This window comes from Pseudomonas sp. UC 17F4 (genome assembly GCF_900101695.1).
GTDB lineage: Bacteria > Pseudomonadota > Gammaproteobacteria > Pseudomonadales > Pseudomonadaceae > Aquipseudomonas.
Genome location: NZ_FNKV01000001.1, coordinates 3,181,992 through 3,207,487 on the forward strand (window position 1 = coordinate 3,181,992; position 25,496 = coordinate 3,207,487).

General features: G+C 63.8%; 11 protein-coding genes. 7 read left to right on the forward strand and 4 right to left on the reverse strand.

The window, feature by feature from the left end; all coding sequences use genetic code 11:
* Positions 1 to 258: 258 nt before the first annotated feature.
* The 4 genes from BLR26_RS27745 to tssF form a co-directional block, all read right to left on the reverse strand.
* Positions 259 to 642 (reverse strand): DUF2750 domain-containing protein, encoded by a 384-nt coding sequence (locus BLR26_RS27745; protein WP_093381777.1) that lies wholly within the window; start codon positions 640 to 642, stop codon positions 259 to 261.
* Entirely contained in the window at positions 643 to 5,175 is a 4,533-nt protein-coding gene (locus BLR26_RS14755) for an RHS repeat-associated core domain-containing protein (protein WP_093381780.1), read from the reverse strand.
* On the reverse strand, positions 5,162 to 7,879 hold the full coding sequence (locus tag BLR26_RS14760) for a type VI secretion system Vgr family protein (RefSeq protein ID WP_093381781.1): 2,718 nt from the start codon (positions 7,877 to 7,879) through the stop codon (positions 5,162 to 5,164). The genes BLR26_RS14755 and BLR26_RS14760 overlap by 14 nt, the downstream gene beginning before the upstream one ends.
* A 298-nt stretch (positions 7,880 to 8,177) precedes the next feature.
* Positions 8,178 to 9,956 (reverse strand): type VI secretion system baseplate subunit TssF, encoded by a 1,779-nt coding sequence (tssF, locus tag BLR26_RS14765; protein WP_093381782.1) that lies wholly within the window; start codon positions 9,954 to 9,956, stop codon positions 8,178 to 8,180.
* Between the two features lie 553 nt (positions 9,957 to 10,509).
* Here tssF and BLR26_RS14770 point away from each other — a divergent pair.
* The 7 genes from BLR26_RS14770 to BLR26_RS14800 all read left to right on the forward strand — a co-directional run bounded on the left by BLR26_RS14770 (position 10,510) and on the right by BLR26_RS14800 (position 25,469).
* Positions 10,510 to 11,271 (forward strand): efflux RND transporter periplasmic adaptor subunit, encoded by a 762-nt coding sequence (locus BLR26_RS14770; protein WP_093381783.1) that lies wholly within the window; start codon positions 10,510 to 10,512, stop codon positions 11,269 to 11,271.
* The gene (locus BLR26_RS14775; RefSeq protein WP_093381784.1) at positions 11,268 to 12,587 is read left to right on the forward strand and encodes an efflux RND transporter periplasmic adaptor subunit; all 1,320 of its coding nucleotides are present in this window, start codon (positions 11,268 to 11,270) and stop codon (positions 12,585 to 12,587) included. Before BLR26_RS14770 ends, BLR26_RS14775 begins: the two co-directional genes overlap by 4 nt.
* The gene (locus BLR26_RS14780; protein WP_176794247.1) at positions 12,584 to 14,683 is read left to right on the forward strand and encodes a site-2 protease family protein; all 2,100 of its coding nucleotides are present in this window, start codon (positions 12,584 to 12,586) and stop codon (positions 14,681 to 14,683) included. The genes BLR26_RS14775 and BLR26_RS14780 overlap by 4 nt, the downstream gene beginning before the upstream one ends.
* 114 nt (positions 14,684 to 14,797) lie before the next feature.
* Positions 14,798 to 15,301, forward strand: coding sequence for a GNAT family N-acetyltransferase (locus BLR26_RS14785; RefSeq protein WP_093381786.1), 504 nt, complete (start codon positions 14,798 to 14,800; stop codon positions 15,299 to 15,301).
* Positions 15,298 to 15,627: a DUF6916 family protein gene (locus tag BLR26_RS14790; RefSeq protein WP_093381788.1), complete on the forward strand. Its 330-nt coding sequence runs from the start codon at positions 15,298 to 15,300 to the stop codon at positions 15,625 to 15,627. Before BLR26_RS14785 ends, BLR26_RS14790 begins: the two co-directional genes overlap by 4 nt.
* A gap of 52 nt (positions 15,628 to 15,679) precedes the next feature.
* Positions 15,680 to 16,216 (forward strand): phage tail protein, encoded by a 537-nt coding sequence (locus BLR26_RS14795; protein ID WP_045194004.1) that lies wholly within the window; start codon positions 15,680 to 15,682, stop codon positions 16,214 to 16,216.
* A gap of 94 nt (positions 16,217 to 16,310) precedes the next feature.
* Positions 16,311 to 25,469: a DUF4347 domain-containing protein gene (locus tag BLR26_RS14800; protein WP_093381801.1), complete on the forward strand. Its 9,159-nt coding sequence runs from the start codon at positions 16,311 to 16,313 to the stop codon at positions 25,467 to 25,469.
* The last annotated feature ends 27 nt before the right edge of the window (positions 25,470 to 25,496 follow it).

A 25,496-nucleotide genomic window follows, 5' to 3' on the forward strand; every position in this document is an offset into this window, starting at 1 on the left:
GTTGTTTTACGGTGGGGTTATGGCTTGATCCTTCTAGTCGGTTTAGGCGTCGCGCTAGAATTAGGTAAGTCGATTTGGGTTTTAAAGAGCATTCAGCCAGTCAGAGTGTTGCGGCGCTGGCGACTTCACATCGTTCGTCGGTAACTTCCATCGGCGTATCGAGGTGATTGCACTGGTTCCAGGCAAAGGTACTGCTGATGGAGCGATTCTCAACAGTTTGCGTTTCAACAACAAACTACCCATGATCGTAGTGTCGGGTTATTCATATTGGGAAAGTTCCCTCTTCAAGTCGTGATGTAGAGAGTGGGCAGTAATTATCATTCCTTGATCGCTAGGGGTAGGGAATATTAAGCACAAATGGTTATCACCTTCTAGTCCTGGAATCCACTTGTCTATAAAACTTTGCAGATCAATGTGTTGGGGTTCTAGGTTACTCCATTCATTGGTGGCGCAAATTTTGGCAAAGCACTCCTCGGGCCAGAGAGGAACTATAGTCGAATTCTCGGCTTGGAGGGTTGCCCATCCAGCATCGAATAGTCCCCATAGTTTCATGGAGTCAGTGACTTTTCGAAGGAAATACTCGTATCGCTCTTTCTTTGATAGAGATACGATGTTGCTGATTTTTTTGGGGTGGTGTTGCACTTAATAACCTCCTATTTTGTGTTGTGCTTTGTGCAAGTCGGCGTCCTGGAGAGCTGAGTGACGATAGCAGTGTCCTGTTTTCGCGGGAGTGTTGCGTCCATGGGCGAGCTCTCGGCCAGGAGCTCTGGAGTTCCTCGAATTCCCAGGGAGGCGAATTGATGTGCGGTTCCCTGTTTCAATGTGACGAATTTCATTGCGTATCCATCCGCGAACATGTCTGGGCTGATTAGGGTCGTTTGCAAGCTCTAGAAGCCGCTCCTGCTTATTTGATCTTCCGTGTGATCCATCACAACATATTGGGCAGTTGATCTTTGCCTTTAATCCTAATGGGTCTGTCCAATGGGTTGGATTCGGCGCATAAGCAAATACATTCAACCCACCCGCAAACCCGATCGGATCCTTCCCAACAAACCGCCCGACCCCCGGATCATAGTACCGATACCGGTTGTAATGCAGCCCTGTCTCGACATCGAAGTACTGCCCCTGAAAGCGCAACGGATTGCGGATGTCTGCACGCTTGGCGGTGTCGCTGCGTTTCTCCTGTGCCGCGCCCCAGGCCTTGTAGGTGCCGCTCCAGGCCACTTCGCCCTGTTCATCGGTAAGCTCCATGGGCGTGCCCAGGTGGTCGCACTGGTACCAGGCAAACGCATCGAAGGGCGTTGGCGCGGGCTTGTGCTGCCAGACGGGGTCACGCTCGATGTCGTAGGGAAAGTCGTAGACAGGCTCGAGCAGCAACTTGATGGAGTGGTGTTCCACCGCTTGAGCAACGGGCACGAAGGTGCCGGGCTCGTACACGTAGTGGGTCAGGCGGGCGCCAAGGTCATGGGTGCGGTTTTCGAAGGCCAGGGTGTCGCCATCCCAGCCGTAGAGGGTGTTGCCGCAGCCGTACTGCTGATCGAGCTTGCGCTGTTCGTTCTGGTTCCATGCGGGACCGGCCTCGCGGCGGTTCTGGTACTTGGCGCGGGAGCGCTTGCACAGGCGCCGGCCGAGGGCGTCATAGGCATAGTAGACAGTCAGCCGATCATCCTCGTAGTGCGTCAAGCGGTCGTAGAGGTCCCAGCTGAAGGTGGCTTTCTTGCCGTTCTCGATGCGCTCCTTGAGGTTGCCGCGTTCGTCGTAGAGGTAGTGCTTGCCACAGTAGTCGCGCAGCAGGTTGTCGAGCAGTTTGCTGCGCGGGTAGCCGTTGTGCTCCTGGGGTGCCTGCGGGTCGAGGAGGTTGCTGGCCGGGTCGAAGGCGAAATGTTCGCTATTTGCCAAACTGCCTGCTTCGAGCAGGCGGCCAACAGGATCGTAGCGGTAGTTGATGGCGCCACGGCGCAGGTCCTGGATGTTGGTGAGCTGACCGGCAACGTCGTAACGGTAGTTGCGCACTGACAAGCGGCTTGACTCACCGCGTCGAGCGACGGTCTGTTCCTGCAAGTGACCGTTCGGTGTCCAGCTCTGGCGTTGTTGCAGACCGTTGCCTTGCTCGCGGCCAATCTCTCGGTGCAGGTCGTCACGCTGATAATTCAGCAGTTCCCGATCGTCCAGCTTCAGCGCCAGCAGGTGGCCGCTGCCATAGGTCAACCAACTGACCCGATGGCCATCAGGGCGGACCGTGGCAACCCGCTGGTTCAGCGCGTCATACTCGTGCCGCCAGATGGCAACATGGGGCTTTTTCAGGTAACGCAGGTACTGGTGTTCGCGCGTGTTGTTGCCAGCGCTATCGTAGAACCATTGCAGCTTGCAGGCGTCGTTCTCGGCGAGCAGCAGATTGCCGTTACCGTCGTAGGCGAACGTTTCGGTTTGCCATTGCTGCGCCGTCCTCTGGCCTGCCTGGCGCATTAGCAGTCGGCCCAGGGGGTCGTATTCGAAACAGGTGACGCGATCGCCATCAAGGCGGCGGGTAGGCTGGTTGCTGCCGTTGTCGTAGAGGTAGTGGGTGGTTTGCTGGTCGAAACCGGTTTCCTTCAGCAGGCGGCCAACCGGGTCGTACTTGAAGGTAGCCGTGCTGTTGTTCTCGTTGCGCAGCTCGACAAGCTGGCCAAGCCGGTCCCAGCGGTAGTTGAGGATGCTGCCATCGGCGTTCCGGCGTTGCTGGATCAGCCCCGCTTCGTTGTATTGCCAGACGGTGCGGCGCTGCAGGGCGTCGATGTGGTCGAGAAGACGGCCTTCGGCATCGCGCTCGAAACGCTCCTCGGTCTTGTCCGGGTGAACAATACGGCTGAGCTGACCTGCCTGGTAATGGTAGCTGGTGACCATGCCCGCGGCGTCGGTGACTTGGGACAGTTGCCCCAGCGCGTTGTATCGCCATTGGCTGGTTTTGCCGGAACAGTCGGTGTAGCGGATCAGCTGGCCGTCGGCGTTGTAGGCGAGTTTTTTCTCTGCGCCGTTGGCGTCGATGATGGCAACGGGCAGGTTGTCGCTGTTGTATCTGTACTGGGTCTTGTGCTCCAGCGGATCGAGGGTTTCGATGATGTTGCCACGCGGGTCGTAGTCGTACTTCCACAGCCCGCCCTCGGCATCGCGGGTCTTGAAGCGCAGGTCCTGGTCGTCGTAGGCATGGTGGACGCTGGTGCCGTCGGGGCGGGTGTGCTGGACCAGGTTGCCGCGCTCATCGTAGGCGTAGCTGTCGACACTGCCGTCGGTGTGGATGTGCTGGGTGAGGTTCTTGGCGTCGTCGCGATAGAACCACTCCTCGTTGCTATCGGGATGGATGATGCGGTAGGTGTAGCCGAGGACATCGTAGTAATACAGCGTCTCTTGACCGTTGGCGTCGAGCAGGCGTGTCAGGCGGATGTCCGGGTCCCAGCTCAGGCGGGTGTCCTGGCTGCCATCGTCGGCCCATTCTCGAACCGCTTTGGCATCCGGCCCGTTGCCTTGCCATTGCAGGTTCATGCCGCGACCGGTGCGGTCGGTGTAGCGGGTTAGCAGATGGTGCTGGTAGTCATAGTTCCATTGAGCATCGTGCTCGTCGCGGGCGGCGCGCAGGTCACCCTGGTGGTCGAACTCATAACGTGCCAACTGTCGAAGCGCTTGGCCGTCATGCATGAGCCAAAGTGCCTTGATTCGGCCCTGGTCGTCGATCTGGGTATGGATGTGCTGGTGCGGGGTGTCGTTCTGGTAGGTGAGCAAATCCGAGAGCACGCTGTGTTCAGCGTGTTGGTGCTCGTAGTGCAAGGCAATGCGGGCACCGCCGCGCAGGCTGATGGCTGTCAGGCGGAACTGATTGCTTACCCGTTCGTAGTGCTCCTGGCTGTCATGCCCCCGCAGCAGTACCAATCTGTTTTTGCTGGTGCGCGCAATGACCAGGTTTTCAATCGGGTCGAGATGGTGATGGTGAACGTCGGGAAGCGGGTAGTGGTGGCTACGCCCATCGGTCGCATGGTAGGTGAGTTGATCTTCGCTCAGATCCAAGCGGCTGGAGAACGGCGTGATCCAGCGGGCACCGAACGGGTTGTTGTCAAAGGCTGAGAGTGAGGAACGGTAAGTCCTGTTCCACACCAGGGGGAAGGTGCCGGGAAGCTCGAAGTCGGTATGGACAATTGTTTCGCTGCCCATGGCGAAGCTGATGCTGCACTGGGTGCCAGCTTTGCTTCCCTGCTTTTGGCAGTTACCGTCAGCACGGGCAGAGCGCTGGGCCGGACTGGCTTGAGTGCCATTTTGCGGCTGTGGCCTTCTGGCTTCGTTGGTTCTGCCAGGCGCCATATTCGCCTGGCGTGGGGCATTCTTGCGTCGCTGCAAGGCACTGGAAAGCGCCCTGATGATGCTAAGAAGGCTGTCCGGATTGGTTTCACTGCCTGTCTGGATGATCTTGTCGCTGGCGATATTGCCAATCTGCTCGATGCTCGCCGCAACGGGCTCAAGGGTTTTCTGCAACTGTTGCTTTTGTCTGTCGCCTAAGCCGATATCGTCTTTTCCAAAGCCGAATCCGGTGCGTCTCTTGAAGGCATCGGCCGCTTCAACTACCAGGCTGATTCCGGGAAAGAGCACGGTCAGTGCCACGTCCTGTACAACGCCGCTTGCCACCGAGCGGATGAGGTCAGCAAGGAATTTACAAACCTCGATGACCTTTTGTGCAAAGGCCTTGAGGATGCTGTGCAGGGTGGCTTCAACCTCCTTGACGAATGCCTCGAGATCGCCGGGGCAGACATCGGCCAGCGCGCTTTCTATGGTAGTCAGCAGCGCCTGGCTGATGTCGCCTTTGGTGGTTCTGAGGGTCTTCAGTGAAGGGCGCATGACCGCTCGGGCTGCTCCGACTCCAGGAAGCGGAACCAGGCCGAACAGGTTGATCCCCAGGCCGACCCAATTGTAGAGATCGGCCCTGTAGGTGGCGTCGCCCTGGGCCAGCTCAATGATGTCGCCGATCGCATCGGCCGCAGCGAAGATCGAGCCCGCGACGGGTAGCATTTCACCGACAGTAATAACAGTGCGCCAGTTGACGGCATCACCGGTGAGCCCGGTCAGCCACTGCGCCAGTTTGTCGGTGCCAGCCCTTACATCCTCTTCGGTAAAAGTATTCTTGGGCGCGACCGCACCTTCACATCGAGCCATTCGGGCCGCCTCCGTTAATGGTTCGATTTGCGGGAATAGCGGTAAGGGAGAGGGGCAGTCCTTTATCAGCGGACTCCATTGCGAAGAGGCGGTCCAACGTCTGCTGGATGACCTGCGACGGCCGCAAGGTAGTCATGGCGCCGGGCGTCGCTGCTGATCGTGCTGCTTGCTCTGCAAATGGCGCTGCCGAGGCGGCGCGAGTCTTGTCTGTGCCGAACAGCACCTTGACCGGTCCTGGCGCCAGGCCTGCCACCGCCGCAAAGCCGTTGTCATCCAGCGTGCCCTTGAAAACCTGCCCGAGTGCATCCTCGACCTGATACTCCGAGCCCTTGAACGCAAAACCATTGGCGTAGTGCTGGAACAGCTCAAGATTGCCTTTGCCGGCTTTTGGCCCTTCAGGAAAGGCCGCCGCCTGGCTCTTTGCGCCTTTGTAGAGAAAGTCAGTGGCGTGGGTTGTGTACACGCCGCTGGTGGCGTGGCTGATGCCGCCGGCGTTGTAGGTGGTGCTGCTGCCCGCCGCCTGGATCACCAGTTCCTCCTTGGCGCTGAGGATGATGCGTTCGGCGCTGACGGTGACCTTGAGTTTGGCCAGCAAGTTGATGCTGTCTTTCAAGGCGCGGATGTCGATATCGCCGGAGGCTGCGACCAGGCGCCAGCCGAGGCTTTGCACGAAGGTGCGCAGGCCTCGGCTGACACTGATCAGCAGGCGCTTGCCGACGGCCAGGCTGGTGTGCCCGCCACTGCTCAGGCCCAGGTGTTCGCCGCTGGCCAGGTGGGTGGATTGCGGCGTGCTGCTGGCGATCCCGGCCGGGCTGTCGAGGACCAGGAAGGGTTCACTGAACTCGGGGTATTGATTGGCATTGGGGTTGCCGGTACCGCGGCCGCGTATGCCGTCGTGCTGGGCCTGAAGCGCATCGGCGACTTCGTCCTGGTCGCCGCTTTCCTGGGCCAGGTGGTCGCGGGCTTCGCTGGCGAAAGTGGCGTGATATTGCTGGGCGGTCTTCAGGCGTTCGGCGGTTTGCGGCAGGTCGGTGTGGTGGGAGGCGGCGCGGGCGCGCAGTTCGCTGGTCAGCAGCAGGCCGCCGCCGGCACGCACCACGCCGTGGGCGTCGGTGCGCAGTTCGAAGCCTTCACCCCGGGGCTGCCCGCCACCGGGCCGGGGATGGGTCAGGTAGCCCAGGTTCAAGGCACTGGCGGCGTGATCGCTCATCAAGGTGGCGCTGATCTGCCCGCTGGTGTCGTCCAGGCGCAGTTCGTTGTGGCGCTGGCCGTGGTGCTCTTTGCTGCGCAGCGGGCTCAGTGCTTTGAACTCGGGCAAGCGGTACGGTGGGCGGTTGATCGCGTGATAGCTGCGGCCCATGATCATTGGCTGGTCCGGATCGCCGTGGAGAAAGCCCACCACCACTTCCTGGCCGATCCGCGGCAGGGCCACATGCCCCCAGCCCGCCCCGGCCCAGGTCTGGGCGACGCGCACCCAGCACGAGCTGCGATCGTCTTCGCAGCCTTCGCGGTCCCAGGGAAACTGCACGCGTACGCGGCCATGCTCGTCGCAGTAGATTTCCTCTTTGGCCGGGCCGACCACCATGGCGATCTGCGGCCCTTCGATGCATGGCTTGGGGCGCGCCGGGGCATGCCATTCAACGGTATCGGGGATCAAGGTGGCGGTCAGGCTGTACCAGGTGCCGTGTTCGCTTTCGGCAGACTCTTCTTCCAGGGCGGTGTGCTGGCGGCCTTGGTGCTTGATCTGGATTGGTCGCCAGCCGCTGTTGAGGTCTTCGCGCGGATGGCCACTGAGGGTGAAGGCCTTGCCCGGCAGCAGACGCGCATCGTCGCCTTCGACCTCGGCGGTGCGCGCATCACCGCGCAGGGCCTTGAGGCGGGTCTGGGTGAAGGGTTTGCCGGCGTCGTCGTGCTTGTAGCGACCGGGGTAGTCGTAGCGCTCGTAGTCGACGGTCTGGCTGCCCATCTCGGCGGCCAGCACGTTTTGCTCCAGGTTGTAGCGCGGATGGCTGAAGGTGTAGTCACGCTGGGTCTGGCAGCTGGTCCGTACCTGTTCGCGGTAGGTGAACTGGCGCAGGGACGGTTGCCAGGCTTCGCCCCCCGGATTGGCCTCATACACCACCGGCCCGCCCTCGATGGCGCCGAAGGTCGCGATATGGTCGGCCTGGATCAGCCGATGGCCGGCTTCGCTGTGCTCGAAGCTCGACAGCAAGCCTTCCTCGGCCGCCAGGCGCAGGTAGAAGTCCAGGTCCAGTTCGCCCGCCTGCACGCAGTACTCGCGGGGCAGGTGGGTTTCGCTCAGGTGCTGGCTGGCCTGGCCCCATTGACGCTCCTTGCACAGTTGTTCAAGGATCTGCGGCACGCTGCGTTTCTGGAAGATGCGCCAGTCGGAGCGCAGTTGCGCGCGGGCCAGCTGCGGTTCGATCTCGGCGCGGTAGCGGGTGCGGCGAAAGCCGGTCTGGCCCTGTTCGAAACGACTGATCAGGCCATGCACATGGCGAACGGCCTGGTTGCCCTGCCAGAGGGTCAGAGCCGCAGGCTGGTCGAGCAGGGTGGCAAAGTCGGCGTCGGCGGTTGCACTGACCAGCTCGATGGTCAAACGATAGAGTTGGGAAATACCCTCGTTCAGTTCAAAAGACACCACATCAAAGTCAATGTCAGCCGTCGAGCTGAAGGTAAAACGCACATCGCGCTGGCCGGGCATGGCAACTCCTGCTGTTCATTGCGTCGGGCAGGTCGAATGGACGTGGATGGAACGTCCAACAAGATTTGTTCTTACAGAGGGGGGAGACAGTAAGAGGTAACTTACTGCCTTGTCTTTGTTGGGCTTCCTAAATGCTTGTGGGAAAAGTCACTTGTTGTTTTTGGGGTGTTTTTTGCAGGCGTAGTAGTTTGCTCTGCTGATTACAGAGCGGTTTAAGTGCACGTTATTGAACGCAACTAAGCGCATCGCACGCGTAGTTTTTCCCGGATCATACTCAGGTAGTGGCGGCCTGCCGGGTTCACATCACCGGCTGCTGGCCGGTGCGTGCGGGCCAGACGAAGCTGGTGTTACGCACGCTGTTGATGATTTCCAGCTGGTGAAAGGAGTTGCTGCTGGCATACAGCGCCATGAAGTGCGAGAGCACGCTGCCAAACAGCTGCAGGTCGCCCTCATTGTCGAAGGCGTTGGGGTTGACCCTGAGGGTGGTGAGCATGCCGCGCACGGGCAGGCCCTTGATCAACCAGTCAGTCGGCGCCGTGCTGGCGTGTTCGATAGCGTTCAGGCGGCGCTGGGTGGCGCGCTTGTGCTGCAGGTCATAGGGCGCCACGAAGTCATAGACTTGCAGCACCGCCTTGAGCGCGTCGGCGCAGGACAGCGACAGGTCATTAAGGGCCAGGTTGGAAAGCAGTACCCACTGCACATCCCCGTGCAGGTCGTCATCCAGCGCCGGTGGGTAACAGCGGGTCGGGCGGGTCAGGTTGCGGTAGGTGGCAAACGAGGGCGTGGCCTGGGTGGTGAGGTTGATATCGCCGATGTCCAGTTGCAGGGGCAGGTTGCCATTGCAGCAGGTGAGGTCGATGTTCAGGGTCTGCTGCTGGCCCCGGTAGGGGCGTTGATCACCGTGCAGCAGGCGGATGACATGGCGCGCCCGCTCTTTGATCAGGTCTTGTTCGAGCGTCACGCTGTAATAGTGTGCGCTACGCTCTTCGGCGCGTTCGACACGCCGGGGCAGCGCTTCGTAGGGCGCAAACTCCAGGCTTTGTTGATCCTGCGAGGTCTGCGTGTCCCGGCGTCGGGTAGCGACCTTGTCAACGCTGAAAATCTCATAGGCCTGCGCTCGCCGCCCGCTGGGTTGCACGGCTTCGCAGACGGCCTGCCCGTCAAGCGGGATGGGCCTGGCTGGGTGGTCGAAGAGGTTGATGGCCGGCGTGCAGTACAGTGAAAAGCTGTCGCGGTCGAGCTGGAAACCGTTGGGGAAGGGCGCGTCAAAACGCAGTTCCAGGCGGATATGCTCGGCTGCGGCGTCCGGCCAGTAGCGGCGCAGTTCGGTCAGGTTGAAGCCGTGAAAGCGCTGCGGGAAGTAAAAGTACTCCTGTATCAGGCGGTAGCCATCCAGGTGCTCGCCCGGGCTTGGCAGGAGTGCCTCGCCGGGTTCGAAACCGGCAAAGGTCAAGGTCGCGGGCGGGAGGGAATAGCGATGGTCGTTGATGTGCAAAACCACCTTGTGCAGGTGCTGTGACAGCCATTGGTAGAGCGTCAGGGCGTTGCTTGCAGCGCCTCCCAGATGAAAGCTCAACCGGTCGCAGTCGAGCTGGCGCAGCGGTTGCTCGGTCAGCGCGCCAAGGTCGATGCGGACGATGGATTTGTCGGCACTGTCGATGTGGCAGATCTCATCGATGACCAAGGGGTAGAGGGTCACGTCGGTACAGGTGCGAAAGGTACAGTTCACGCCGTCGACCGGCCTGGAGAACAGCGCGGTACCCTTGGGGATCAGCTGGCTTTCGCTCAGCGCATGATTGATCGGGTCGAAGCGCACCATGGTGACGCTGGGCAAGGGCCGAAGGAAATTGGGGTAGACCAGTTGCAGCAGCGGCTGGGTGATTTCCGGCAGGTGGTCGTCGATCTTCATCGCAAGCTTTGCAGTCAGGAATGCAAAGCCGTCCATCAATCGCTCGACGTCGGGGTCAGAGGCTTCGCTGCCGAGAAAGTGCGCCAGGCGCGGATCGTCTTCGGCAAATTCGTCGGCCAGTTCGCGCAGGCGCCGGCGTTCTTCCATATAGCGACTTTTTAATGACATGTGCGGCCCTGCGTGAACGTTTGCTTTCAACGTATTGGGGGAAGTTGTTTAATGTTTTTTATTGTTTGTAGGAAGCATCTTTAATGTTTGCTTTTCAAACTTCTGTGTATCGCTCGGTCTGGGTTTATTGTTTTCGCCAGAGGGGCTGAAGCGTCAATGCAAATGTTTTGACAAGATGTAAGTTCGTATTTTATGGAGTATGTATTCAGACGTGTTTGAGCGTGCTGCTGGTAGAGAACCGTGCGCAAAATCAGCATCGTTCTCATCGCTGACGAAGGCCAGCTCGCCGGGCCAAAAAAATATAGTGTTTACCCCCTCGCACCCGCTACCGCGCCTCGAAAAACACTGATAGCATCCTGCCACTTACCTTGATTGCAGTTCGCGCATTTCATCGCGCATGTTCCCCGCTACTACACTCGCCATGCCACCTGTGCCTGGCACGTAGGGCGGTGCCTGGGTTGCCAGCCAGCGGCTGCTGACCAACGGTAATCAGGTTCGCGCCGCTGCAACCGATACACAACGCATACAACCAATAATGAAAGGATGCAGCGAGATGAAGCACGGAGCCTGGTGCCTGGCGTTGATGATGGTCGCAAGCCTGGCGCAGGCGGCTGCCGACAGCGATCCGCTGCTCGAGGGCGCGACCTCGAGCGTCAGCGAAGTGCGCGGCGTGCTGCGCGCGCGCTCGCAGGCGGTGCTGGCCAGCGAGCTGGCCGGGCGGGTGGTGGACATGCCGTTCGCCGAAGGCCAGTCGTTCAGCAAGGGCGATGTATTGGTGCGTTTTGATTGCAGCGCTTACCAGGCCCAGCAGAATGCCGCCGGCGCTGCCGTGCGTGCGGCCCGTGAAGAGCTGCGCAACAAGCAGCAACTGGCGGCGCTCAATTCGGTCGGGCGCTTCGAAGTGACCCTGGCCGAAGCGCGCCAGGCGCAGGCCCAGGCTGAGGCGCAGGTTTATCAGGTGCAGGTGCAGCGCTGCCAGGTCAAGGCCCCGTTCGACGGCCAGGTGGTTGCCCGTAAGGTCCAGGCCCACGAAAGCGTGGCCAGCGGCGCGCCGTTGCTGGAAATCGTCGACAACCGTTCGCTGGAGGTGCACCTGCTGGTGCCTTCGCGCTGGCTGGGCAAGCTCAAGCCGGAACAGACCTTCAGCTTCGTCCCCGATGAAACCGGCGCGCCGCTGCAGGCGGTGGTCAAGCGCCTGGGCGCGCGCATCGATGAAGGCAGCCAGACCCTGCTGCTGATCGGCACGCTGCCGGCCGACAGCCGCGGCCTGCTGGCCGGCATGAGCGGCTCCGCGCACTTCGCCGGCCAGCCATGAACGCGCCCGTAGCCAATGGCATGGAGCAGCTGCTGGCGCATTACCTGCGCCTGGAGCATCAGGCCCGCGCCGCGACCACGGTCGAGGCGCTGGCCTTCAGCATGGTCAACGACCCCCAGCCGCTGTTCGCCTTTCGCCACGCCGCGCTGCTGATTGCCGGCAAGGTGCGGGCGTTGACCGCGATCAGCGTGGTCGAGGCGAACGCGCCGTTCGCGGCGTTTATCGAGCATGCTGGCGCGCAGTTGGGTAAAAGCGCCCGCCTGGACACCAGCGGGCCGCTGAACCCGGACAGTTTCGATCAGGCCAGCCGCGATGACTGGCAGTCGTTGTCAGCTGCCCACGCCTTCTGGCTGCCGCTCAAGGACCGCCAGGGTGTGGTTTTTGGCGGTTTGTGGCTGGCCCGCGACAACCCTTGGGTCGAGGCCGAGCACAGCTTGCTCAACCACCTGGGCGAGTGTTACAGCCATGCCTGGCTGGCCTTGCAGCCGGGCAAACCATGGCGCCTGCGCTGGCCGGCACGCAGCCGCTGGGCGATCGGCGCCGCAGCCCTGCTGGTGCTGCTGGTGCCGGTGCGCCAGTCGGTGTTGGCGCCGGCCGAAGTAGTGCCACGCAACGGCCAGGTGGTGGCCACACCGCTGGATGGGGTGATCGCCGAGTTCCTGATCAAGCCCAACCAGGCGGTGCAGGCCGGGCAGGTGCTGGTGCGCTTCGACGCCACCAGCCTCAAGGCCCAGGCCGATGTTGCCGAGCGCACCCTCGGGGTCGCCGAGGCCGAGCTCAAGGCCAACACCCAGCGAGCATTTTCCGATGCTGAATCCAGCGCCCGGCTTGACCTGCTGGCCGCCCGTGTCGAGCAGAAGCGCGCCGAGCGCGATTATGCCCGCGAGCTGCTGGCGCGCGCCGATGTGCGTGCCGAGCGTGCCGGTATTGCCGTGTTCGCCGACGCCCAGCGCCTGACCGGTAAGCCATTGCAGACCGGCGAGCGTCTGCTGGAAATCGCCGACCCGGCCCAGGCCGAGCTGCGCATCGAGCTGCCGGTGGCCGATGCCTTGAGCCTTGAGCCTGGCGCCGAAGTGGCGCTGTTTCTTGACAGCGACCCGCTGCACCGCCATGGCGCCGAGCTCGAACGCGCCGCCTACGAAGCGCAGAACACTCCGGCCGGGCAACTGGCTTATCGCCTGGACGCACGCTTTACCGACGCGCCGCCGCGCATCGGCCTGCGTGGCACCGCCAAGCTGTTTGGCCAGCGTGCACCGCTGGCGCTGTACCTGCTGCGCCGGCCTTTGGCGGCCCTGCGCCAGACGGTGGGCCTTTGATGCTGCCGGCACTGCGCCCGGACCTGCAACTGTCGCCCGCCGCGCCAGGGCTGGACGGCGCTGCGCAATGGACCCTGGCCGACCCGCTGCGCGGGCGCTATTTCAAGCTCGGCGCGCCCGCCATGCGCCTGTTGCGGCACTGGGCGCTGGGCGATCCGGCGCGGGTGCTGGCCGCAGCCAATCGCGAACCGGGCATGCCGCTGCCGGGCACGGCCATTGAGGAGCTGTTGCGCTTTTTGCGTGGCCATGACCTGGTCACCGCCAGTGATGACGAGCAACGGGCCAGCTACGCCGACAAAGCCGCCCGCCAGCGACAGGGGCTGTGGACCCAGTTGCTGCACAAGTACCTGTTCTTTCGTATCCCGTTGTGGCGCCCGGATGCCTTTCTCAACCGTACCTGGCCGTGGCTGGCGCGGTTCGGCCCGAACCTGCTGCGCTACGGCCTGCCCACGGTACTGTGCCTGGGGCTGTTTCTGGTCATGCGCGACTGGCAGCGTTTTCTCGCAACCTTTCCCCACCTGTTGAGCCTCGGCGGTGCTGCAGCCTTTGCCATCGCCCTGGGCTTTGCCAAGTTGTGCCACGAATTCGGCCACGCCTACATGGCCAAACGCGCCGGCTGCCGGGTGCCGAGCATGGGCCTGGCGTTCATGGTGCTGTTGCCGATGCTCTACACCGATGTCAGCGATGCCTGGCGCGTGCAGGACCGCCGCACCCGCCTGTTGATCGGCGCCGGCGGGGTGCTCGCCGAGTTGCTGCTGGCCTGCCTGGCCCTGCTGGCCTGGTCGTTGTTGCCGGACGGGGCAGGGCGCACGGCGGCGTTCATGCTGGCCAGCGCCACCTGGATCACCACCCTGGCGATCAACCTCAACCCGTTGATGCGCTTTGACGGCTACTTTCTGCTCAGCGATCTGTGGGCGGTCGACAACCTCCAGGGCCGGGCCTTCGCCCTGTGCCGCTGGCGCTTGCGCGAGGCGCTGTTCGGTTATGCCGAGGCGGCGCCCGAGCCGTGGTCGGCGGCCATGCGCCGGCGCTTGTTGAGCTGGGGTTACGCCGCCTGGCTGTGGCGCGCAGTGCTGTTTTTCGGCATCGCCCTGGCGGTGTATCACTTGTTTTTCAAGGCGCTGGGCATCTTTTTGATGCTGGTCGAGCTGACCTGGTTCATCGCCTTGCCGGTCTATAAGGAGGGCCAGCACTGGTGGCAGCAACGCCAGCGAGCGCAACCGCGCAAGGTGCTGGGCCTGGGCCTCGGCCTGCTGGCGGTGCTGCTGGTGCTGGTGTTGCCGTGGCGCAGCGATGTCGAGGTGCCGGCGCTGCTCGAAGCGTCGCGGGTCAGTGCCCTGCATGCACCGACCGCAGCGCGTATCCGCGAGGTGCATGTGCAGGACGGCCAGCACGTGGCCCGCGATCAGTTGCTGGTGGTGCTGGAGTCACCGGACCTGGAATCGCGCCTGCAGATCGTACGGCGCGAAATCCAGATCCTGCAGCTGCAATTGCGTCGCCAGGCCGGGCGCAGTGAAACCGCCGCCGACAGCGGCATCCTCGAGCAGCGCCTGGCCGAGGCGGTGGCCGAATACCGCGGCCTGGCCGCCCAGCGCGAGCGCCTGAACCTGCGCGCGCCGCACGCCGGGGTGATACGCGACCTGGCCGTGGGCCTGGCACCGGGCCGCTGGATTGCCGCGCAGTTGCCGCTGGCTGCAGTGGTCGAGGAGGGCCTGCGCCTGCGTGGTTATCTGGCCGAAGCGGACTTGTGGCGGGTCGAGGCCGGCGCGCCCGGGCATTTTGTTGCCGATGATCCGCTGCGCGATTCGCTGCGGGTCAGCCTCAGCGATATCGACACCACCGGGGTCAGCGCCATCGATCAGGAGGCGCTGGTTTCCGAGCACCAGGGCCCCATCGCCATCCGCCGCGATGAGAACCGCCGGGCGCAGCCGCTGCAGGGGCAATACGGCGTACGCTTTGCCCTCGAAAATAGCCCGCCTGGGGGCCTGCAACGCCCGGTTCGCGGGCTGGTGGTGCTCGAAGGCAAGGGCCAGTCGTTGCTGGCATCGGCATGGCGACGAATGGCTGCGCTGGGGGTAAGAGAAAGCGGATTTTGATAGTGCGATTGTCAGACAATTAGAATAAAATGCCATCACAATGATCTCACGCCAGGCGTGGGGCATTGGGGCGGACGGATCAATGCTCAGCATCTCGCAGGGACGCTACACACGATGAACCCACTCGGTTTGAGTTTCCGCCCCATCGGCCAAGGCGACCTGCCTTTCCTTGAGCATTTGTACGCCACCACCCGCGCCGGCGAAATGCGCCACAGCGGCTGGTCGGCCGAGCAGATTGCGCAGTTTCTGCGCCAGCAATTCACTGCCCAGCACCAGTATTACCAGGCCCATTACCCGGACGGTGAGTTCCTCCTGGTCGAACGCCAGGGCCAAGCCATCGGCCGCCTGTACCTGTTCTGGGGGCAGACTGCACTCAACCTCATCGATATCGCCTTGTTGCCCGCCTGCATTGGCCACGGCACTGGCAGCGCCATTCTCGACGACTTGCTGCGCCGCGCCGACCAGCGCGGGCTCGCCTGCGAGCTGTGTGTCGAGCACTACAATCCGGCGCAACGGCTGTATGCAAGGCTTGGTTTTATCCCGGTCGGCGAGTCGGGGGTCTACCGCCGCCTGCGGCGTGAGCCGGTGCCTGGCTGCCTGATGGCGCAGGCCTCATGAGCGCCGCCGGCCAGATCCCCATGCCCACCTTCGCCGAGCTGCAAGCGGCCGACCGCCATGCCTTTGCGCTCTGGCTGGGGCCGGAGCAGCGCGTAGCCGTCGAACGCGTGCAACTGAGTGAGGGCGTGGCCATGAGCGCCCGCCACGAATGCTTCCTGGTGTTTTTCGCCTTGCCCGCCGGCCTGCTGCCGCACCAGGGCGTGTACCGCGTTATCGGTCCGCAGCAGCAGGAATGGTTGCTGCTGATGACCCCGGTGCAGCCCGAGCCCGATGGCCGCCATGTGCTGCAGGCGGTGCTGCACCGTGAGCGGGAGCCGCAGGCCTGAGCGCCCTGAACTGATCTGTTCACACCCACAACCCAAAAACAGGTAATGCCAGATGAGTGATCCCTTCCTCGGTGAGATCAAGATGTTCGGTGGCAACTTTGCGCCCCGTGGTTATGCAATGTGCAGTGGGCAATTGATGGCGATATCGCAAAACGCCGCGCTGTTTTCGATCCTCGGCACGATCTATGGCGGCGACGGCCGGGTCACCTTCGGCTTGCCCGACCTGCGCGGCCGCTCGCCCGTCGGTTGGGGCCAGGGCCCGGGCCTGGGTGAAGTCGATCTCGGTGAAACGGGAGGTAGCCAGAACACCACGCTGACCGTGCAGCAAATGCCGATGCACAGCCATCCGCTAATGGTCTCGACGGAAGCTGCCGGCGCCGACAAAGGCACGGCAAGCCTGGTGCTGGCGCAGAGCGGCGATGCCAACCTGGGCACGGTCAACATCTATGGCAACCCCACGGCGCTGACCAACCTGGCAGCGCAAAGCTGTGGCGTTGCCGGTGGCAATCAGCCCTTCAACAACCTCAGCCCGTACCTGGGCCTGAGCATGATCATCGCCACCGAAGGCATCTTCCCTTCGCGCGGTTGATGAACCGGCGCGGTGGCGCGTGATGCGCGCCACCGCTGCCATAGCCGTTCCATAGCAGTTTTAGGGCAACAACCCGTACAGCCTGAGGTGCAACATGAAGTTCATCGACCGATTCAAACGCCAGGGCCGGCCAGTGCCCACCCCTGCCGGTCAGGCACCGCTGTTGTTTGCCCTGGAACCGCGGATCATGTTCGACGCCTCGGTTGCGGTGGTTGCCCAGGAGGCAACTGCCGAGGCCGCCAAGGACACCGGCAAAGACAGCGCAAGCGATACCGCGCAGGCCGACAGGGCCGCGCTGGCCACTGCCGATACGCGTGGCGCCAGTGCCAGCGAACGCCATGAAGTGGTGTTTGTCGATGGCCAGATCAGCAACCCGCAGGAAGCCCTCAAGGGCCTGCCGGCGGGCAGTGAAGTGGTGGTGCTCGACCCGGGCAAGGACGGCCTGCAGCAAATGGCCGACTACCTCAAGGGCCGCAGCGACCTGGATGCCATCCATGTATTTTCCCACGGTGCTTCGGGTACCGTGCAGTTGGGCAATGTCTGGCTGAGCAGCAGCAACCTTGCCGATCACGGCGAGGCGCTGCAGTCCATCGGCCAGTCGCTCAAGGCCGACGGCGACCTGATGCTGTATGGCTGCCAGGTCGGCAAGGACGATGCTGGCCAGGCCTTTGTCAGCCAGCTGGCAAGCCTGACCGGTGCCGACATCGGCGCCTCCAGCGACGACACCGGTAGCGGTGCGCTGGGCGGCAACTGGACCCTGGAGCGCAGCAGCGGCCCGCTGGCAACCACGGCCCTGGCGCTCAACGATTACCAGGGGCTGCTGGCCACCTCCTGGAGTACCGGCAGCGCGCCGCTGAGCGGCACCACCATCGCCGCCGGCAGCCGGGTGGTGGTGGGCGATTTCGACAACGACGGCGACGCTGACATCCTCTACCAGACCGGGGGCAATGGTTCGCTCTGGGCATTCGCGCGCAGCAACGGCAACGGCAGCTTCACCCTGCAAAGCCTGGCGCAGTCGCCCTTTGCCGGGTTGTCGCTGCCAGACCATACCGGCTCCAACTACCACGTTGCCGACTTCGATGGCGACGGCGACCTCGATGTGCTGGCCGGGGTCAACGGCACTACCGGCACCTACCTGCGCAACGACGGCGGCAGTTTCAGCAGCCAGTCGACGGCAAGCTTCCCGGCGCCAGCGGCCGGCTCACGGATGCTCGCCGCTGACTTCGACAACGACGGCGACGCCGACCTGCTGTACCAGACCGGCGCCAACGGCACCGGCTTCGCCTATGCGCGCAGCAACGGCAACGGCACCTTTACCTTGTTGACCCTGGCGCAATCACCCTTTGCCGGGTTGACGCTGCCGGACCACAACGGCAGCAACTACTACGCCGCCGACATCGACGGCGACGGTGACATCGACGTACTGGCCGGCAGTAACGCCACCACCGGGGTCTACCTGCGCAATGACGGCGCCTCCTTCAGCAGCCAGTCAACCGCCTCGTTCCCGGCCCCGGCAGCGTTCGGCCGCATGGTGCTGGCCGACTTCGACAGCGATGGCGACGCCGACATCCTCTACCAGACTGGCGGCAACGGCACAGCTTTCGCCTATGCGCGCAGCAACGGCGACGGCACCTTCACCCTGCAGACCCTGGCCCAGTCGCCGCTGGCCGGCCTGAGCCTAGTCGATCATACCGGCACCACCTATCGCGCCGCCGACTTCGACGGCGACGGCGATATCGACCTGTATGGTGGGTTCAACGCCACCGCCGGCAACCTGTATGTACAGAACGACCGCCCACCGATCGTGGTCAGCTCGACGCCCAGCGACAACGCCAGCAACGTCGACACCAACGCCAACATCGTGCTGACCTTCAACGAAGCGGTGAGCAAGGGTAGCAGCGGCAACATCTACATCGTGCGCACCTTCGACAATGTCGTGGTCCAGACCATCGCCATTGGCAGTGCGCAGATCAGCGGCTCCGGCACCACCTGGACCATCGCCCTGCCGGTCCCCCTGGCACTGGGCACCGGCTATGCCATCCGCCTGGACGCCAAGACCTTCGTCGATGGCGATGGCGCGATCTTCAAGGGGGTGAAGAACAACACCACGCTGAACTTCACCACCAAGTCCAATGACCCGCCGGTGCTGAGCAACCTTAATGGCGACAGCAACACCTTTATCGAGGGTGGGGCGCCGGTGCTGCTCGATGCCGGCGGCAATGCGCTGCTCACCGACCTGGACTCGGCGGACTTCAACGGCGGCAACGTCACTGTGGCGATCACCGCCAACCGGGTCAGCGGCGAAGACCTGCTGGGGATCTTCAACCAGGGCAGCGGGGCCGGGCAGATCGGTGTCTCGGGCAGCAACGTGACTTATGCCGGGGTGATCATCGGCAGCTTTGCCGGCGGCAGCGCCAGCAGCAACCTGGTGATCTCGCTCAACAGCAACGCGACCGCCGCTGCGGTGCAGGCGCTGGTGCGCAACCTGACCTACAGCAACAGCAACAATGGCGATATCTCAACCGCGGCGCGTACGGTGCAGGTCAGCATCAACGATGGCGACAGCGCCAGCGACGCCAGCGCCCTGGTCAGCGTCAATGTCAGCGCGGTCAACGATGCACCGACGGTAACCGCCAGCGGCGGCACCCCGACCTTCACCGAAGGTGGCGCGCCGGTCGACCTGTTCAGCGCGGTGGTGGTGTCTACCGTCGAGGCCGGGCAGGGCATCAAGCAGCTGACCTTCACCGTCAGCAATGTCAGTGATCCCGGCAACGAGCGCCTGACCCTCGACGGCAGCAACATCGACCTGGTCAACGGCGCCTCGGGCACCACGGCCATCAACGGCTTCAGCTATTCGGTGACGCTCAGCGGCGCGACCGCGACGGTGACCCTGACCAAGGCCGCCGGCATCAGCAGCGGCCTGACCCAGACGCTGATCGATGGCGTGCAATACAGCAACCTCAGCCATGCGCCGACAATCGGCACCCGGGTGATCACCTTGAGCGGCGTGGCGGACACCGGCGGCACCGGCAATGGCGGTGCCGACAGCACTTCGCTGGCCATCAGCGCAACGGTCACGGTGCAGGCCAGCAACGATGCGCCCAGCCTCTCGGGCGGGCCGTTCGTGCTGCCGGGCACCGATGAAGACAGCAGCTCCAGCGGCCAGCTGATTGCAAGCATTCTTGCCGGGCTGAGCCATGGCGATGTCGACGGCGCCGGTTCGCTGAGCGGCGTCGCCGTGATCGGCAGCAGCGGTAATGGCTTCTGGCAGTACTCCAGCGACGGATTCAGTTGGGCCGACATCGGCGCGGTCTCCAGCAGCGCCGGCCTGCTGCTGTCGAGCACCACGCAAGTGCGTTTCGTCCCCGATGGCGCCAATGCCGGTAGCGCCAGCCTGACCTTACGGGCCTGGGACCAGACCAGCGGCACGGCCTCCAGCAACTCAGTACGCCGCACTGGCGACACCACCATTAACGGCGGCAGCAGCAGCTTCTCGGTCGGCACCGCGCAGGCGCAGATCACAATCAGCGCGGTCAACGACGCGCCGCTGCTGACCCCGACTGCACCGGTGCTCATCGGCATCACTGATGGCCAGCTGAACAACCCCGGGCAAACCGTTGCCAGCTTCCTCAGTGGCGTAACCGATGTCGACACCGGCGCCCTTGTCGGTATCGCCATCACCGGCCTGAACAGCGGCACCGGCACCTGGCAGTACAGCACCGATGGCAGCACCTGGAGCGATATCGGCGCCGTGGCCGGCAACAGCGCCTTGCTGCTGCGCGGTAGCGACAAGCTGCGCCTGGTGCCCGACGGCGCCAACGCCATGGTGGCAACCCTGACCTACAAGGCCTGGGACCAGACTGGCGCCTCGGCAGGGCAGCAGGGCAGCAAGGTCGACACCACGGCCAGCGGCGCCAGCACGGCGTTTTCCATCGCCAGCGACACTGCCAGCATCACCGTCACGGCGGTCAATGACGCGCCGAACCTGAGCACCAGCGCTGGCAGCGCGCACTTCGTCGAGGGCAACAACGGCCCCTCGACCCCGGTAGTCATCGACAGCGGCCTGACCCTGAGCGATTCCGACAACAGCACCCTGGCCAGCGCCAGGGTCAGCATTATCGGTAATTTCCAGGGCGGTTTCGACGTGCTGGCATTTACCAACAACCCGGCAACCATGGGCAACATCAGCGCCAGCTACGACGTTTCCACCGGCGTGCTGACCCTGACCTCCGCAGGCGCCGCTGCCACCCTTGCGCAGTGGCAGGCGGCATTGGCCTCGGTGACCTTCAGCAACCAGAGCGAATCGCCCAGCACGGCTACCCGGACCCTGAGTTTCGTGGTCAACGACGGCACCCTGGACAGCCCGGCCGCGACGCGCACCTTGACCGTGGCGACAGTAGACGACACGCCGGTGATCGCCACCAGCGGCGGCAGCGAAACCTACTTCGAGAACGCAGGGCCCGTGGCAATCGACAGCGGGCTGACGCTCAGCGACATCGACAGCAACACCCTGGCCAGCGCTACCATCAGCATCACCGGCAACTTCCGCGCCGGCCAGGATGTACTGGAGTTCAGCTCCGGTTCGCCGATTACGGGCAACATCAACGCCAGTTACAACGCCGCGACCGGCGTCCTGACCCTGACGTCGGCGGGGGCCACCGCGACCCTTTGGCAGTGGCAGGTCGCCCTGCAATCGGTGGGCTATCGCAACGTTTCCGACAACCCCGACACCTCGACGCGCACCGTCTCGTTCTCGGTCAATGACGGCAACAGCGACAGCGCCGTCGCCAGCAAGGCCGTCAACATCCAGGCCGTCAACGACGCCGGGATCCTCAGCGTACCGAGCAGCCTGAACTTCAATGAAGATGCTTCTGGCACGGTGTCGGGCATTTCCATCAGCGATGCCGATGCCGGCAGCGGGCAGGTCACCCTGACCCTGAGCGTGGCGCTGGGCCAACTGCACGCCAACAGTGGCGCCGGCGTCTCGGTCAACACGCTGGGCAGCGGTCTGATACTGGTCGGCTCGGTATCGGACATCAACGCCTTTATCGCCGCCAACGGGGTCTCCTACATCGGCGCCGCCAACGGCAACGGCAACGTCAACCTGACGGTGACCTACAACGATGGCGGCAACACGGGCAGCGGCGGGGCGCAGCTCACTCAGCGGGTGGTGACACTGGCCATTGGTGCGGTCAACGATGCGCCGGTCAACCAGGTACCGAGTAGCCAGAACGTCCTTCAGGACGGCTCGCTGACCTTCAACAACGGCAACGGCAACCTGATCAGCATCAGCGATGTTGACGCCGGCAGCGCCGCCTTGCAGGTGACCTTGACCGCCAGCAATGGCCTGCTGACGCTGTCGAGCCTCAGCGGCCTGGTGTTTACCGTCGGCAGCGGCACGGGCGATGCGAGCATGACCTTCACCGGCTCGCAAAGCGATATCAATGCCGCGCTCAACGGCCTGGTGTTCTCCCCGGTGGCCGGCTACCACGGTTCGGCCAGCCTGCAGATCACCACCAGCGACCTGGGCGGCAGCGGCAGCGGCGGGGCGCAGACCGACACCGACACCGTTAGCATCAACGTCGCCTCGTTGAACCCGCGGGTTACCGATGTCTCGGCGCAGAGCGCCAATGGCAGCTACAAGACCGGCGACAGCATTACCCTGACCCTGACCTTCGACCAGATGGTCAGCGTCGACACCACTGGCGGCATCCCGGCCTTGCTGCTGGAAACCGGCCTTATCGATCGCTATGCCACCTATGTGGCCGGCTCGGGCACTAACACCCTGACGTTCCAGTACACCGTGCAGGCCGGTGATACCAGCGCCGACCTCGACTACGCCGGCAGCGCCGCCCTGGCCCTCAATGGTGCAGTGATTCGCAACGCCACCTTCGACAATGCCGTTTTGACATTGCCAACGCCGGGCTCCGCCCATTCGCTGGGGGCCAACCACAACCTGGTCATCGACGGCATCGCGCCGCAGGTTACCAGTGTCAGCGTGCCGGCCAATGGCACCTACGTCGCCGGCCAGCAGCTGGACTTCACCGTCAACCTCAGCGAGGCAGTGACGGTGACCGGTACACCGCGCCTGCAGATCACCCTGGACACTGGCGGCACCGTGTTCGCCGATTACCTTTCCGGCTCCGGGACCGGCGCGCTGGTATTCCGCCTGACGGTCAGCAGCGGTCAGCTCGATAGCAACGGCATCACCCTTGGCAGCAACCTGGTGCTCAACGGCGGATCGGTTCGCGACCAGGCGGGCAATCTGGCAGTCGCGACACTCAACAACGTCGGCAGCACCACGGGCGTCAATGTCGATGCCGTGGCGCCGGTTATCGGCAGCGTCGCGGTACCGGCTGCGGGCAGCTACAAGGCCGGCGACGTGCTGAGCTTCACCGTCAACGCCAGCGAAGCGCTGATCGTCGATACCTCCACCGGTACGCCGCGCCTGCAACTGACCATTGGCGGGCTGAGCCGCTATGCCAGCTATGTGTCCGGCTCCGGTAGCGGCCAGTTGCTGTTCCAGTACAGTGTCGATGCCGGCGTCAACGATGCCGACGGCATTCAGCTCGGCAGCACCCTGGACCTCAACGGTGGTACGCTGCGCGACGCCGCCGGCAACGGGCTGGTGCTGGCCCTCAATGGCCTGGGCAGTACCGCCGGCGTGCTGGTCGATACCCTGGCACCCAGCGCTGGAGCGCTGCTGGCCATCGATGCCAGCCCGAGCAATGCCGGCAGCGTGCGCTACAACTTGACCTTCAGCGAAGCGGTCAGCGGTGTCGATGCCAGCGACTTCAGCCTGGTGTTCAGTGGCACGGCCAACGGCAGCATCAGCAGCGTCACCTCGCTGGACGGGCGCACCTACAGCGTACTGGTGTCCGGCCTGAGCGGCCTTGGCAGCCTGCGCCTGGACCTCAACAGCAGCGCCACCGGCATCAGCGACGCGGCCGGCAACAGCCTGAGCAATGGGCAGAGCGGCGCCAGCTACCAGATCGACCGGGTGGCACCGACGGTCAACAGCGTTACGGTGCCGGCCGACGGCAACTATGTCGCTGGCCAGCACCTGGACTTTACCGTCAACCTCAGCGAGGCGGTGATGGTCACCGGTACACCGCGCCTGCAAATCACCCTCGACACTGGCGGCACAGTGTTCGCTGATTATCTGTCCGGCTCTGGCACTGGCGCGCTGGTGTTCCGCCTGACGGTCAGCAACGGCCAGCTCGACAGCACCGGCATCAGCCTGGGCAGCGGCCTGGTGCTCAATGGCGGTGCACTGCGCGACAGCGTTGGCAATGACGCGCTGATCAGCCTCAACAACGTCGCCAGCACCAGTGGCGTACTGGTCGACGCTGTGCTGCCGACGGTGGCCAGCGTGTCGGTACCGGCAGCAGGCAGCTACAACGCTGGCGACGTGCTGAGCTTCACGGTCAACGCCAGTGAAGCGCTGATCGTCGATACCTCTGCCGGCACGCCGCGCCTGCAGCTGACTATTGGCGGGCTGACCCGCTATGCCAGCTATGTGTCCGGCTCTGGTAGCGGCCAGTTGGTGTTCCAGTACAGCGTGCAAGCCGGTAACAACGATGCCGATGGCATCCAGGTCGGCAGCACCCTGGATCTGAACGGTGGCACAGTGCGCGATGCGGCAGGCAACCCCCTTAACCTGGGCCTGAACGGGCTCGCCAGCACCACAGGGGTGCGTATCGATACCGCAGCGCCACAAGTGGCGGATATCGTTCGCGTCGATGTCAGCCCGAGCAACAGCGGTTCGCTGCGCTACACCGTGAGCTTCGACGAGAGCGTCAGCGGCGTTGACCTGGCCGACTTCAGCCTGGCGTTCAGCGCCAGCGCCAGCGGGCGGATCAGCAGCGTGACGCAGCTTGACGGGCGCACCTACAGCGTCCTGGTCGACAACCTCAGCGGTGTCGGCACCCTGCGCCTGGACCTGAATCCGACCGGCACCGGCATCACCGATGCGGCCGGCAACGCCCTTGCAGGGGGCCTGCAAGGCAGCAGCTACAGTATCGACCGCGTGGCGCCAAGCGTGACTGCGGTGGCGGTGCCGGCGGCGGGCAGTTATGTCGCCGGGCAGGGGCTGGAGTTCAGCGTGCAGCTGGACGAAGCGGTGCTGGTCGATACCGCCGATGGCGCGCCGCGCCTGGCGGTCACCCTGGACAATGGCCGGGTGGTGTATGCCGATTACGTTTCCGGCTCCGGCAGCAACACCCTGGTGTTCCGCCTGACCATCAGCCCGGGCCTGCAGGCCAGCAATGGCCTGAGCGTGGCGCCGAGCCTGGACCTTAATGGCAGCACCGTGCGTGATGCACGCGGCAACGATGCCGGCACCGGCCTGAGCAACGTCGCCAGCACCGCCGGCATCCTCGTCGATGCCCGGGCACCGCGGCCTGCCGAGATCGCCGTGCAAACTCCGGCAACGCCCGGCGAGCGGACGCTGAGCTACACCTTGAGCTTTGACGAGGCGGTCAGCGGCGTCGATGCCGCTGACTTCAGCGTGCTGTCCAGCGGCAGCGCCACGGGGGTGGTGCAGTCGGTGCAGCAACTGGATGCGCGTACCTACCGGGTAACCCTGGGCAGTATCAGCGGCCAGGGCGGCCTGGGGCTGAGCCTCAACGCGCTGAACAGCGGCATCCGCGACGGCGCCGGCAATGCCCTGGCGGTGTCGATGAGCAGCCCGCTGTATCAATTGCCGAACCAGGATGTCGGCGATCTCGAATTCCGGGTCAATCCGCCCGTCAGCAACCCGGCGGTGAGCGTACCGCTGCTGCAGCCACAAGTTCCGCAGTTGCCGTCGGTTGCCAGCACGTCGCCGATGCTGCCCGCGCCGCTGTTCGAGGAGCGCACGCTGGGCAGTGGCATCGACACCCTGGGCAGCATTTTCATTCACAACGGTCTCAGCGCGCCGAGCTTCATCGCCCAGGTATTTGCCAGCAGCGATGGCAGCGGCGACGGATCGGGGCAGGGCTTTCTCGGTTTTGGCGGCGGTGATGGGGGCGTGTTCGGCACCAGTACCTTTGCCGCCCTGTTTGCCCGCGAGGCGGCGCCGGAGGGCGAGTCGATGCGGGTTTTCGACGGCAAGCAGTGGCGCACCACCGACCCTGCCCAAGGCTTGCGCGCAGTGTTTGGCGCCGCCTCGCTGGAGCAGCAGTTGCAGGACATCAAGGACGCCGAACAGCGTCCCGTACGCGAATTGGCCATGGCTCTGGCACAGCCGACACAGATCGGCAACCGGACCTGAAACGCCAGCACTTATTCAGAGATGATC

Excerpts from the sequence above, each read along its gene's own strand:
- BLR26_RS14785 (WP_093381786.1), top strand. The coding sequence starts at position 14,798 with ATGAACCCACTCGGTTTGAGTTTCCGCCCCATCGGCCAAGGCGACCTG.
- BLR26_RS14795 (WP_045194004.1), top strand. The coding sequence starts at position 15,680 with ATGAGTGATCCCTTCCTCGGTGAGATCAAGATGTTCGGTGGCAACTTT.
- BLR26_RS14800 (WP_093381801.1), top strand. The coding sequence starts at position 16,311 with ATGAAGTTCATCGACCGATTCAAACGCCAGGGCCGGCCAGTGCCCACC.
- BLR26_RS14790 (WP_093381788.1), top strand. The coding sequence starts at position 15,298 with ATGAGCGCCGCCGGCCAGATCCCCATGCCCACCTTCGCCGAGCTGCAA.
- BLR26_RS14770 (WP_093381783.1), top strand. The coding sequence starts at position 10,510 with ATGAAGCACGGAGCCTGGTGCCTGGCGTTGATGATGGTCGCAAGCCTG.
- tssF (WP_093381782.1), bottom strand. The coding sequence starts at position 9,956 with ATGTCATTAAAAAGTCGCTATATGGAAGAACGCCGGCGCCTGCGCGAA.
- BLR26_RS14760 (WP_093381781.1), bottom strand. The coding sequence starts at position 7,879 with ATGCCCGGCCAGCGCGATGTGCGTTTTACCTTCAGCTCGACGGCTGAC.
- BLR26_RS14775 (WP_093381784.1), top strand. The coding sequence starts at position 11,268 with ATGAACGCGCCCGTAGCCAATGGCATGGAGCAGCTGCTGGCGCATTAC.
- BLR26_RS14755 (WP_093381780.1), bottom strand. The coding sequence starts at position 5,175 with ATGGCTCGATGTGAAGGTGCGGTCGCGCCCAAGAATACTTTTACCGAA.